This is a genomic window from Cupriavidus sp. 8B (genome assembly GCF_054589115.1).
In genome coordinates this window covers 25,928-36,722 of record NZ_BAAILO010000125.1, presented here as the reverse complement: position 1 = coordinate 36,722, position 10,795 = coordinate 25,928, and the positions used below count along the sequence as shown (strand labels likewise).

Sequence of the window (10,795 nt, the reverse complement as noted above, 5' to 3'; positions counted from 1 at the left end):
GCCCGGCGCTGCGCGCCGCCGCGTGGGAGCACCGGCAGCGCGCGGGACACTGATCAAGCAGACTTTTGGACATGCCCCTCAAGCGGCGCGCGCGATTTGGTGAGCCGATAGCCGATGCCGAGCAGCGCGAACCACACGGGTGCCACGTAGAGCGCCACCCGGGTACCCGGATCGAGGGACAGCAGCGCCGCAACCGCGATCATGAAGGCGACCACCAGCCAGTTGGCATAAGGCGCGCCAGGCATGCGAAAGTCCACCGCCTTGACCCGGCCGGCGGCGATTGCCTTGCGATAGCCGAGGTGGGCAATCATGATGATCGACCAGGTCCACAGCGAACCGACCAGCGAAATGCTGGTGACCCAGACGAAGACCTGCTCCGGCACGATGTAGTTGAGCAGCACGCCGATGCCCATCAGCACGGCCGAGAACGTGATGGCGGTGGACGGCACATGCTTGCTGCTGACCCTGCCGAAGGCGCGCGGCGCCTGGCCAAACTGCGCCAGCGTGTACAGCATGCGCCCCGTGCTGAAGATGCCGCTGTTGCAAGATGAGGCTGCCGCCGTGATGACGACCAGATTGACGATCGCGGCCGCCCCCGGAATGCCGATCCTCTCGAACACGTAGACGAAGGGGCTGACGCCGGGCTTCAGTTCATTCCAGGGCACCAGCGCCATCATGACGATCAGCGCGCCAACGTAGAAGATCAGGATGCGCCAGACGACGCCGTTGGTCGCATGCGGCAACACCTTCTCGGGATTCTGCGCCTCCCCCGCGGTGACACCGATCAGTTCCACGCCCTGGTAGGCGAACATGACGATCTGCAAGGTCAGCACCACGCCGAGCGTCCCGAACGGCATGAAGCCGCCATGCGTCCACAGGTTCGAGAAGCTGGCCGTCGGGCCGAGCGGTGTCACGCCGAAGAAGATGATCGCCAGCCCGATCACGATCATGGCGATGATGGTCACCACCTTGATCAGCGCGAACCAGAATTCCAGCTCGCCGAATACCGCGACCGCGATGCAATTCACCAGGTACAGCACCGCCAGGGTGGCCAGCGCCGGTATCCACTGCGGCACGTCCGGGAACCAGTAGTGAACGTAGACTGCGACCGCGGTGATCTCGGCCATCCCGGTGACCACCCACATGAACCAGTACGACCAGCCGGTGGCGAAGCCGGCAAAGGGGCCGACAAACTCCTCGGCGTAGGTTGCAAAGGATCCGGTCACCGGGCGGTACAGCAGCAGCTCGCCCAGCGCGCGCATGATGAAGAAGATCGCCACGCCGCCGATGGCATAACTCAGCATCAGTCCCGGGCCGGCGATGGCGATCGCGCGCCCTGCTCCCAGAAACAGTCCGACACCGATGGCGCCGCCGATGGCGATCATCTGGATGTGCCGGTCCTTGAGCCCGCGATGGAGATCCTTCTCCTCGTGGGCCCGCTCTTCGTCGAGCAGTTTCCTTACGTCAGTCATATTGATCTCCTCTCAGACCCGCGAACGCTTGTCAGCACCAGCATGGCTCTCACCCGTGAATTGGTTCCGGCGCGCAATGACCTTCCGGAAACGGGTTGCCCGGCTTCGCGCCGGTAGTGCGCCAGCATGAACCCTCCGATGTCGAAGCCGGCCCTGGCGGCCGGAAAGTCGGATTGCTGGATTTGCGGCTGTGGTCATAAGTTGTCTCCTCTGGTAATCGTTATTTGGATCGATGCGGCCGGCGCTTCGCGCCTTGTCTATCGCCCGCGCGGCATCGCGCATCGTCCTGATCGCCTTCATTCCCCGACAACGCATCCCAGCGTCCGAAATCGAGGCGATCTTCTATCACTGGGTCTCGACCCTGTCAATACGTTTCCCGCGCTGCCGTGCAACGACCTTCGCGCAGCCTGCTGTCATGCCGCGAGGCTGGCCGGCGGCCGGGTTCCTGGCTTTGCCTGCTGCGCCAACCCGGTCTCAGCTCACGCATTCCAAGGCGCTACCCTGGTTCAGCGTTGCCAGGTTTTTCAGCATGTCGGCCACCATCTCCTTGAGGCCGAATTCAGGTCTCCAGTTCCAATCCCGCCTGGCTACCGAGTCGTCGATAGAGTCAGGCCATCCACCGGCAATCTCCTGACGGAAATCAGGCTCGTACCTGATATCGAACCCCGGGCAATGCCGCCGGATCTCGTTCGCGATCTCGCCAGGCGTGAAGCTCAAGCCCGCAAGGTTGTAACTTCCCCGCTCGGAGATGCGGGCGCCAGGCGCCTCCATCAGCTCGATGGTCGCGCGAACGGCGTCCGGCATGTACATCATTGGCAGGGCTTCATCTTTCTCCAGAAAGCAGGCATAGGGTTGCGCCCTGAGCGCCGAATGGAAGATATCGATTGCGTAGTCCGTGGTTCCGCCGCCTGGAGGCGTCTTGTAGGAAATCAATCCTGGATACCGCAGGCTCCGGACATCCACGCCATGGTTCTCAAAGTACCAACGGCACCATCCTTCGCCCGCCAGCTTGGAGATGCCGTAGACGGTCTTGGGCTCCATGATGGTGCTTTGGGGCGTGGCGTCCGGCGGCGTTGTCGGGCCGAATGCCGCAATCGAACTGGGCCAGAATACCTTGTCGAGCCTCTGGTGACGCGCAGCCTCCAGCACGTTCAGCAGGCCGTTCATGTTGAGTTGCCACGCCCATGTGGGCGACTTCTCTCCCGTTGCCGACAATGCGGCTGCCAAGTGATAGATCTGGGTGATCCCATGCCGCTCGATGACATCGCGAAGTTGCGCCCGATCGGTTACGTCGAGCATTTCATGCGTGAGGTGCGGGTGGCGGCCGTGCGGCACCATGTCGCTCGTGACGACATTCTGCTTGCCATAGCGATCGGCCAGCGCCGACGCCAACTCCGTTCCCAATTGGCCGTTGGCGCCAATGATCAGAACCCTGGCTGGCTTTGTCATTGAATGATCCCCAGTTCCTTGCCTGCGATCTCGAACGCCTCCAACGCCTGGTCCAGCTCGGCGCTGTCGTGCAAGGCGCTGATCTGCACGCGGATGCGTGCCTGCCCCCTGGGGACCACGGGATAGAAGAAACCGATGACATAGACGCCCAGCTCCAGCAGACGCCGGGACAGTCGCTGCGCCTTTTCCGCGTCGTACACCATGACGGGAATGATGGGGTGGTCGCCGAGCTTCACGTCGAAACCCAGCGTGCCGAGCTTGCCGCGGAAGTACCGCGCATTGCGCTCGAGCTTGTCTCGCAACGTGGTATCGGCTTCGAGCAGGTCGAGCACCTTGAGTGTCGCGCCCACGATGCACGGCGCCACCGTGTTCGAGAAAAGATAAGGCCGGGAGCGTTGGCGCAGCAATGCCACGACTTCCTTTCGCCCACTCGTAAAACCACCCGAGGCGCCGCCTAGCGCTTTGCCGAGCGTTCCGGTGATGATGTCGACCTTTCCGAAGATCCCACGGTGTTCGTGAGAGCCGCGGCCACGCTGCCCAAGGAAGCCGGTGGCATGGCACTCGTCAATCCCGAGGAGCGCCCCGAACTCGTCGCAGATCTCGCGGATCTCGTCGAGCCGGGCAATCGTGCCATCCATCGAGAATACGCCATCGGTAAACACGAGCTTGAAACGTGCGCCTGCGGCATCGGCCGCCTTCAACTGCTCGCGAAGATCCTCAAGGTCATTGTTCTTGTAGCGGAAACGCTTGGCTTTACAGAGCCGGATGCCATCGATGATGGACGCGTGGTTCAGTTCGTCGCTGATGACAGCGTCGTCCGGACCAAGGAGCGTCTCGAACAGGCCCCCGTTTGCATCGAAGGCCGAGCCGTAGAGGATCGTGTCTTCGGTGCCGAGAAAGCTCGCGAGACGCGCCTCGAGCGACTTGTGCAGATCTTGCGTACCACAAATGAACCGAACGGAGCTCAAGCCAAAACCACGCTCGCCGAGCGCGCGATGCGCAGCCTCCACGACCTCCGGATGGGACGAGAGGCCCAGGTAGTTGTTAGCGCACAGGTTGATGACTTCCTTCCCATCGGTAGTCCTGATAAGGCTGCCCTGGGGGGAGGCGATGATACGCTCGGTCTTGAACAGACCGGCTTGTTCAATGGACTCGAGCTCCTGGCGGATGGCTGCGTAGAATGCGTCTGTTGTCGGCACAGCGGTGCTCCTGTAAACTGAGGGTGATCGATAAACCGAACATGTTCTGTATATCGAACGTTTTGTTCACTTTACAGGACTTCATTTCATGACACAAGTCCCCCCGCCGGAGGCGTTCACAGAAGGCCCCCCCGTCATTGGAGCCAGGCTGCAATTGCTTCGCCAGGCACGCAAGCTCTCCCTCGACGAGCTGTCCCGGCGTGCTGGCGTATCCAAATCGATGCTTTCGCAGGTTGAGCGGAATCTTGCCAATCCCACGGTGGCGGTCTTGTGGCGATTGGCGAACGCCTTGGGCATTGGCCTGGCCGAGTTCCTTTCCGGCGGGCAGGCCGACAAGCCGACGCCAACCGTGACGGTCATTCCTGCTCACTCGATTCCGGTGATCAGAAGCCCGGATGGCAAATGCGAGTTGAAGATTCTCGGCCCGGTGGACCTTGCAAGCCGGGTGGAATGGTATGAGCTGTCGATCCATCCTGGCGGCGTACTCGCATCCGAGCCGCATGAGAGTGGTTCGAAAGAACATCTGTCCGTAATGAGCGGCTGCGTCACCGTTCAATCCGGCCCCAGTGAGAAGAAAGTCCGGCACGGCGAGTCCGCGCGCTATCCGGCGGATGTTCAGCATGCCATTTCGAATCCTGGAAAAACCATGGCCACGGCATTGCTGGTCGTTGAGTACGCCCAATGAAGCCGTTCATCGGAAGTCGACAGGATCACGCCAGCACTGCAACACGAGCGCGGGCTGGCTCCCTTGCGAATTCGTCAAGCTGCGGTTGCACCGGTGGAGATGCCGCTGAAGGAAACCTTCACCAAGGCGAGCTTGCTGGCTCACCTGGTCGCCCAGACCGAGCTTGATGCCAAGACCGTCAAGACCGTGCTGGCACATCTGGAAAACACCGTCCTGACCGCGGCGCACAAGAAGGGTGCGGGCGAGTTCACGCTCCCCGGCCTGCTCAAGGTCAAGGCCCTGCAAGTACCGGCGACCAAGAAGCGCTTCGGCAAGAACCCGTTCACCGGCGAAGATCAGTGGTTCGCTGCAAAGCCCGCAACCGTCAAGGTGAAGGTCCGCCCGCTGAAAAAACTGAAGGATGGCGCGCTGTAGGGCGTACCGACCTGCTGAAAGAATGGAGCCCGCCCGGCTCCTTTTTTTCGCGCCAGGCTGGCGAAATAGATATCTCTTCACCGACCTGCAGGTCCCGAAATCTTCAGGCGCGTGCTGCGCTCGAACCCGCTGTCCACGCGAGATCGTCGCCGATCAACTGCAGCTACTCGGCGGCAAAGGCGGACATTCCGGAATTCAGAGATTCAGGGGCGTGAGCGGACTTCTTCAGAACTGGTACCGCAGGCCGGCCACGATCTGCCGGCCCAGGCCCGGGGTGACCGCAAGGTTTCCCCATGATGCCGGGTAGTAATTCTTGTTGAACAGGTTGTGCACGTCCAGCGAGATTCGGGTGTGACTATCAATCTGCCAGTATGTCACCAGCTTGACGGTGGCGTAGGCAGGCAGCGAATAGGTGTCGGTGGCATTGCCGGAGCGCGAGCCCACGTAGACCAGGCCGCTGCCCACACCGTAGCGCCCGCCTAGCGGCATTGCGTCCTCTCTGATCGCCAGGAGGCTCGCGCTTACCTTGGGGATGTTGGTCAGGCGCGTGCCCACGGCAATTGCGTTGTCCTCCATCACTTTGGCGTTGATGAGGGCGAAACTGCCACTAACGCGCCAGTGCGTGTCGAGTTGGCCGAACGCATCGAGCTCCAGTCCGCGGCTTTGTACCTCGCCTGCAGCCACGCTGAAGTTGGCATTGGTGGGGCTGCGGGTCAGCACGTTTTGCTTGACGATATCGAACACAGCCAGCGTCGCACCCAGCCGCTGGTCGGCAGACTGCCACTTTGCGCCGGCCTCCAGCGCCCGGCCGTGCTGCGGGTCGAAGGCATTCCCCGCCTCGTCCACGCCGCTGTTGGAAGGACTTCCCCAGCGACAGGTAGAGCGAGGTCTGCGCGCCCGGCAGCCAAGTCAGGCCCACGCGTGGCGACACCGCGCTCTGACTTTGGCTGGTGGATTTCGCCGTGATCAGGTTGTCCACCGTCTGGTGATAGTTGTCCAGCCGCACGCCGGCAAGTAGCTTCCATTGTTCGGAGAGGTCGATCTGGTCCTGCAGGTACACACCGAGGTTGCGCTGATTCTCCCGGGTGCTGATGCTCAGCGCCACCGGCGGCTGCGCCTGGCCGTACACCGGCTGGTAGATGTCGATAGCATACGGGTTGGATGCAACACTGGAGTAGGCGATATCCATGCCCATATAGAGGCGCGAGGCTTCCACTCCCGCCAGCACAGTGTGCCCCAGACCACCGGTCTGGAACCTGCCTTCCACTTCGGCCTGTGCCGAGGTGTCCCGCGATGGCAGGCTGCGCCAGCTGTTGCGGCGGGTCAGGGTGCGACCATCGGCTAGATACTATGAATGAAGGCGGGTCGGTAACGCACGCAAAGCGATCTAAAGTAAAGGTGCAACCCATTCACCTTGGAGCACGTCATGCAACCGACCCGTATCAATCATTCTATGCCCGGAGAAGATGTATTGGCAGTGGCCCTGGAGCTGTCGAACGGCGCCTGGAAAATCGCCCTGCACGACGGCAAACGGGAGAAGCCCGCGATCCAGACTGTAGCTGCAAAGGTTCCGGCACGCCGCCTGGACGAAGCAATGCAAGCGATCGAGAAGATCAAGACGAAATGGGGACTTAGCCCTGGCGTGCGCGCCGTCGTGTTGTACGAGGCTGGTCAGGACGGCTTCTGGATCGAGCGGGCGCTATCGAAGCTAGGATACGAAGTAGTGATCTGCGACCCGGCCAGCATCCCCGTGGAGAGGCACGCGCGGCGGGCCAAGACCGACCGGCTCGACGCGATCAAGCTGGTGTTGTGCCTGCGCGCCTGGCTGCGCGGCGAACATGACCGCATGCACGTGATTCACGTACCGACCGTTGAAACCGAAGCCCATCGACACCTGGTGCGCGACCGGGGTGAACTTCAAAAAGAAGCGCTACAGCACAGCGACCGGATCCGCAAGTTGCTGCGAACAGTGGGTTGCTGGCAAGACGTCGAAGGCGATATCGCAAAGCGGCTAGCAAAGGGAGAAATTTCCTGCTACGACGGCGCGGCAATCCCTACGCAGTTGCATGCGCGGCTGACCCGGGAGTGTCAGCGCTTGGCCTTAGCCCAGCAGCAACTCGCTGCACTGGAAAAAGACCTGGTCAGGCAATTGCCGGAACCCGCACAAAAACGCATTGCCGACCTGCAACGGCTCAAGGCGGTCGGCCCGGTCGGCGCAACACGACTGGTGCTCGAGCTGTTCTGGCGCAGCTTTGACAACCGCCGGCAGGTGGGCGCCTGTGTCGGCTTGACGCCGCAGCCGTACGACAGCGGCCAGAGCCGGGTCGACCAGGGCATCAGTAAGCAGGGCAACCGGCGCGTGCGTTCTCTGCTTATTGAAATGGCGTGGCTCTGGTTACGCTATCAGCCCGGCAGTGCGATGACGCAGTGGTACGTGCAGCGTACCCAAGGAAATAGCCAGAACAAGCGGGGCAAGCGCATCGCTATAGTAGCGGTGGCGCGACGCCTGGTCATCGCTCTGTGGCGCTATCTGACGCATGGAATCCTACCCGAGGGAGCGCTTCTGAAAAACAGCAAGACCACAGGATTAAAACGTTCAGCTGTCGAGGTGGCAGCAGTTTGAAGGAATGGCCGGGCAACGCTCACGTATTAGCTTGTTCCTGTCCGTCCTATCGCAAGTCAGTTCGAAGTAGACAAGCCCGTGCAGCCTGCTGGTTGCAAACGCAACCGACACTACTAGATGGGGCTTCTCGCATCAAGGTCGCCTTAGCGCAACGCGCATGCAGGATTGGGCTGGGCAAATACCAGCGGATAGAAGTTGGTGGGACGTCGAAGTCTCACGTAAAGATGACCGGGAACTTTGAAACTGGTGAACAACAGCGACAGACGCTTGCGGTAAGCGCGAGCTAGATTAGGAATTTGGATCAATTTGCGTAAAAATTCTTGCCTTCCGACTCATCATAGAAGCAGGCTGCCAAACTCTGCGGCTTCGCCGTAGAAGCCCGATTCCTTGTAGCTCATGCCGATGCGTGTGCGCCAGCCAGGAGCCAGTTCACGGTCCAGTGTGAGCTGATGGGTGTCGCTGGACAGATGCAGATTGGGGTCCCCTGGTTCGCCCAAGACGCGGTCGCGAGGCAGGTCGATGCGGCCGTTGACGTTGATCAGGCCCCGGTCCAGCGGCGTGCGCGCGCGCATGAACTCGCCCTCGTACTGCAGTAGCGTCTTGTTGTCGATTACCCACGCAAAGGCAGGGGCTACGAGGTACTTGCTGTTGTCGAGCAGCGAGCTGCGGCTGGCCCCGTCTTCGGCCATTACATTGAGCCGGTAGGCCACGTTCTCCGTGATTGGGCCGGTGCTGTCCAGCGCCGCGCGCCGGAAACCGAGCGTGCCGATACTCAGGTCTGCGGTATTGGCCCGGGTGAACTGCGGCTTCTTGGTAACGATGTTGATGGTGCCGCCGGGTTCGCTGCTGCCATAGAGCGCTGCAGCTGGGCCTTTCAGGAACTCGAACCGATCCACAGTGGCAGTGTCTCGCATTGGGTTATAGCCGCGGGCACCGGGGAAGCCATTGACCAGGAAACCCATATCGGTGCTGCTGAAGCCGCGGATCGCGTAATTGTCCCAGGTACCACCAAAATCGTTCAGGCGGGCAATACCGCTGACATAGTCCACGGTTTCGGACAAGCGCGTTGCACCCAGGTCGTCGATCAGTTGCGAAGTCACGACGCGAACCGACTGCGGTACCTCGTGTAGCGGCGTTTCTGTTCGGGTGGCGCCGCTGGCGACGGATGGCATGTACCCGCCAGTGCTGGCGCTGACGCGCACTTCAGGCAGTTCCGTCGGTGCGGCCGCGTCCTGCGATGCGGCGTGGACGGCCTGGGCAACGGGGAGCAGCGCGAGGCCGGCATGCCAGGCGAAGCGGCGAACGGAAAATGGGAAAACAACCATGACGGCAATCAAGAAAACATCAACCGTCTAATGTACCCAATTAAATACGATTGATTCTCATTCCATATGTTTTGAAAGGGATTGCTGTTGAGCGACCAAACTTGTGGTAACGGCTGTGCCGGCGCAGCTACAGAGTCGAGATGCGCTGGGCGCCGGAGGGGAATGACGCTGGCGAATACGCCCGTCTAGGTGCTCAGCATCTGAATCGCTGCGTCCGAGTATACGTGCGGCCGCCCAGCGGCCGCCCCCGCCTGGGCGATGTGTCCTCGGGCGCCGTGCCCAGTACGCCTTCGTCAATCCGCATCGTCACGTCGCCTCTCGCAATCAAGCCAGCGTTGTAGCTCGCCCAGTTCCTGACTCGATCGACACCTTTCGGCTCGCTTCGCCTGTGTTCGTCCTTGCGCATCTTCTCGGGAAAAAGTCGAGAATCTACGCAAGTCCCCGGAAAGTTAGCAGACGTGCCACCCTGGCTGTTGCATGTAAACGTCAGCTAGCACCAGCCGGATTTATGCGACAACGCCCAACCGATCAGGACGCCCATCCTGATTAGACCATCACAGATCGCGTCTCTACTGTTTCAGCCAGGCATGCTGTTCCCTGGCCGCATCCTCGCCGATCTGGGCCGCATGAGCCGCACCAAGCCGCATGCGCCTTGGATACGACCAGCATCGTCAAACCCAGTCCGCCCAGCACCCGCAGGACATGCTCGAGATTGACGCCCTTGCCATTTTCGGGCTTGGACAGCATGCCGACAGAGACACCGCAATGCCTCGCCGCCTGGTCAATGGGCATCCCTTCCCCTGCGAGGGTGGCTCGAATGCGCTCGCCCAGTTGGTGAATGGTGCGAATCGTCGCGCGCGACGGTGGCGTCGGATCAGGTAGTGGTCGCGGCATGGGGCCCGTCCCATGAAGATGATCTCGACGCTGAAATCATCCGTCGCTAGGTGCCAGCGATGTTGCTCGGCAGTGCGGGCGATTTTCGCGGATGGCGTGGAGTTACTCGAGGTCTTGGGCATTGTCAGCGCGGCGCACGTTGCGTGCGCGGGTTTTTCAGGGCAGTACGGGCGCCGCATTATTCGCGTGCGGCGCATGCTTCAGGAAAGCTACTTGGCCGGGAGATACGCATGAGAAAGCTTCTAGGACTTTGTACTGGGCACGTTTGCCACCAATTGCCGATTCGGTGCTGGAGACGATCACATGGGCCGCTGGGCTGCTGGCGCAGACGAAGAACCTGACGGTATTTGCCACCATCCATACCGCGGCCAACCACCCGGCGGTGGTGGCCAAGCAGATCGCGACGCTGGACCAGATCGGTCAGGGTCGCGCGGGCCTGAAGGACATCTACGGGCTGCCCAAGCCGTGCCACGGCGAGCGCCCGCCGATCCTGAACGCCGCGGGTTCGGGCAAAGGTCGCGACTTAGTCATCCAGAACGCCAACTTCCTGTTCACGCCGGCGATCGACCTGGCGCGCACCAAAGTGGAAGTGGCCGAACTGAAGGCAAAGGCCACCGGGCGGCGACTAGAGTGGGTGCATCCGGCAGGATGCGCCCAAGTTACGGCACCCGGAATCGGGAGGCAATCATATTGATAGCGCGCCCTATGCACCGGCAGCGAAGGAGAGTGCATAA

Annotated in this window: 9 protein-coding genes and 3 pseudogenes; 4 read left to right on the top strand and 8 right to left on the bottom strand. The window is 61.4% G+C overall.

The window, feature by feature from the left end:
- Positions 1 to 53: 53 nt before the first annotated feature.
- From ACYP5B_RS13255 to kbl, 3 genes are all read right to left on the bottom strand, one after another.
- A complete protein-coding gene (locus tag ACYP5B_RS13255) occupies positions 54 to 1,472 on the bottom strand; it encodes an amino acid permease (protein WP_400102271.1) in 1,419 nt (472 codons plus the stop codon).
- 474 nt (positions 1,473 to 1,946) lie between these two features.
- Positions 1,947 to 2,921 (bottom strand): NAD-dependent epimerase/dehydratase family protein, encoded by a 975-nt coding sequence (locus ACYP5B_RS13250; RefSeq protein WP_459569933.1) that lies wholly within the window; start codon positions 2,919 to 2,921, stop codon positions 1,947 to 1,949.
- Positions 2,918 to 4,120, bottom strand: a complete 1,203-nt coding sequence (gene kbl, locus ACYP5B_RS13245; protein WP_459569932.1) for a glycine C-acetyltransferase — start codon at positions 4,118 to 4,120, stop codon at positions 2,918 to 2,920. The genes ACYP5B_RS13250 and kbl overlap by 4 nt, the downstream gene beginning before the upstream one ends.
- Before the next feature lie 88 nt (positions 4,121 to 4,208).
- On the opposite strand from kbl, the gene ACYP5B_RS13240 reads away from it, so the two are divergent.
- Positions 4,209 to 4,805: a helix-turn-helix domain-containing protein gene (locus ACYP5B_RS13240; RefSeq protein ID WP_400102274.1), complete on the top strand. Its 597-nt coding sequence runs from the start codon at positions 4,209 to 4,211 to the stop codon at positions 4,803 to 4,805.
- Between the two features lie 99 nt (positions 4,806 to 4,904).
- Positions 4,905 to 5,219, top strand: coding sequence for an HU family DNA-binding protein (locus tag ACYP5B_RS13235; RefSeq protein WP_459570008.1), 315 nt, complete (start codon positions 4,905 to 4,907; stop codon positions 5,217 to 5,219).
- Between the two features lie 225 nt (positions 5,220 to 5,444).
- On the opposite strand, the gene ACYP5B_RS13230 is transcribed toward ACYP5B_RS13235, so the two are convergent.
- Both ACYP5B_RS13230 and ACYP5B_RS13225 read right to left on the bottom strand, forming a co-directional pair.
- Entirely contained in the window at positions 5,445 to 6,065 is a 621-nt protein-coding gene (locus ACYP5B_RS13230; protein WP_459569931.1) for a TonB-dependent receptor, read from the bottom strand.
- Positions 6,066 to 6,132: 67 nt separating this feature from the next.
- Positions 6,133 to 6,486: pseudogene (locus ACYP5B_RS13225) on the bottom strand (TonB-dependent receptor domain-containing protein); the annotation flags it as partial.
- A 159-nt stretch (positions 6,487 to 6,645) separates the two neighbouring features.
- Between ACYP5B_RS13225 and ACYP5B_RS13220 the strand changes: the two are divergent.
- Entirely contained in the window at positions 6,646 to 7,842 is a 1,197-nt protein-coding gene (locus tag ACYP5B_RS13220; RefSeq protein WP_459569929.1) for an IS110 family RNA-guided transposase, read from the top strand.
- Between the two features lie 344 nt (positions 7,843 to 8,186).
- Here ACYP5B_RS13220 and ACYP5B_RS13215 read toward each other — a convergent pair.
- From ACYP5B_RS13215 to ACYP5B_RS13205, 3 genes and pseudogenes are all read right to left on the bottom strand, one after another.
- Positions 8,187 to 9,167: pseudogene (locus ACYP5B_RS13215) on the bottom strand (TonB-dependent siderophore receptor); the annotation flags it as partial.
- Between the two features lie 194 nt (positions 9,168 to 9,361).
- A pseudogene (locus ACYP5B_RS13210) lies at positions 9,362 to 9,573 on the bottom strand (IS5/IS1182 family transposase); the annotation flags it as partial.
- Positions 9,574 to 9,713: 140 nt separating this feature from the next.
- Entirely contained in the window at positions 9,714 to 9,959 is a 246-nt protein-coding gene (locus tag ACYP5B_RS13205) for a helix-turn-helix domain-containing protein (protein WP_459569928.1), read from the bottom strand.
- Positions 9,960 to 10,347: 388 nt separating this feature from the next.
- On the opposite strand from ACYP5B_RS13205, the gene ACYP5B_RS13200 reads away from it, so the two are divergent.
- On the top strand, positions 10,348 to 10,755 hold the full coding sequence (locus tag ACYP5B_RS13200) for an LLM class flavin-dependent oxidoreductase (protein WP_400099602.1): 408 nt from the start codon (positions 10,348 to 10,350) through the stop codon (positions 10,753 to 10,755).
- The last annotated feature ends 40 nt before the right edge of the window (positions 10,756 to 10,795 follow it).